Source organism: Oleiphilus sp. HI0086 (genome assembly GCF_001635225.1).
Map to the genome: position 1 here is coordinate 1 of NZ_LWFZ01001152.1, position 1174 is coordinate 1174.

Genomic DNA, 1174 nt, shown 5'->3' on the forward strand with positions numbered 1-1174 from the left:
AATTACTGATCGTGAAGCTGATACGATTCTTCAGAAGATAGAGACGGGTGCAGAGAAACCTCGTCCTAAGACCTTGTTTGAAGCTGGTGAAGTGGTTCGGGTTATCGATGGGCCGTTTGCAGACTTTAATGGTGTTGTTGAGGAAGTAGATTACGAGAAGAGCCGCGTTAAAGTAGCGGTTCTGATTTTTGGTCGCTCTACCCCTGTCGAACTAGAGTTTGGGCAAGTAGAAAAAGACTAAGCAAGTAAGATTTTATCTGCTCACTTTGCGAACTGCAAAGTGGGCTTTTTCTGTCTATACGGGGAGCTATTGAAGCGTTTGAACCCGAAGGAGTAAAAAATGGCAAAGAAAGTTGATGCTTATATCAAGCTTCAGGTAGCCGCTGGTAAAGCGAATCCAAGTCCGCCGGTTGGTCCTGCACTAGGTCAGCACGGTGTTAACATCATGGAATTCTGTAAAGCGTTTAACGCTCAGACTCAAGGTGTTGAACCAGGTCTGCCAGTTCCTGTTGTAATTTCTGTATATAGTGACAAGAGTTTTACTTTTGTCATGAAGACCCCACCTGCATCTATTCTGTTGAAGAAAGCTGCTGGTATCACTAGTGGTAGCGGTCGTCCTAATACTGAGAAGGTTGGAACTGTTACTCGCGCTCAGTTAGAAGAAATTGCTAAAACTAAAGACCCTGACTTAAATGCAGGTGATATGGATGCTGCAGTAAGAATTATTGCTGGTACAGCGCGTAGCATGGGACTTAATACTGAGGGTGTTAACTAATGGCAAAATTAACAAAGCGCCAAAAGTTGGTGCAGGAAAAAGTTCAAGCAGAAAAAGCGTACACGGTAGAAGAAGCGGTAGCTTTGCTTGCTGAGCTTTCAAACGGTGTTAAGTTTACTGAGTCGGTAGATGTTGCTATCAACCTAGGTGTTGATGCGCGTAAATCTGACCAGGCTGTTCGAGGTTCTACAGTACTACCAAATGGAACTGGCAAAACAGTTCGTGTTGCTGTGTTTACTCAAGGTGAAAATGCAGAGAAAGCTAAAGAAGCTGGTGCTGATATCGTTGGTATGGACGAGTTGGCTGCTGAAGTTAAAGCTGGAAACATGGATTTTGACGTAGTTGTTGCATCTCCGGACGCAATGCGTGTAGTTGGTCAGTTAGGTCAAATTCTTGGTC

Annotated in this window: 2 protein-coding genes and 1 pseudogene; all 3 read left to right on the plus strand. The window is 44.2% G+C overall.

The window, feature by feature from the left end:
* Positions 1-241: KOW motif-containing protein (locus A3756_RS20295; RefSeq protein WP_197481417.1), on the plus strand; the 241-nt coding region annotated here is incomplete at its 5' end.
* A gap of 99 nt (positions 242-340) precedes the next feature.
* The gene (gene rplK / locus A3756_RS20300; RefSeq protein WP_068507436.1) at positions 341-775 is read left to right on the plus strand and encodes a 50S ribosomal protein L11; all 435 of its coding nucleotides are present in this window, start codon (positions 341-343) and stop codon (positions 773-775) included.
* Positions 775-1174: pseudogene (locus A3756_RS20305) on the plus strand (50S ribosomal protein L1); the annotation flags it as partial. The gene rplK and the pseudogene A3756_RS20305, both read left to right, overlap by 1 nt.

Coding starts and splice junctions, on each gene's coding strand:
- rplK (WP_068507436.1), top strand. CDS start 341: ATGGCAAAGAAAGTTGATGCTTATATCAAGCTTCAGGTAGCCGCTGGT.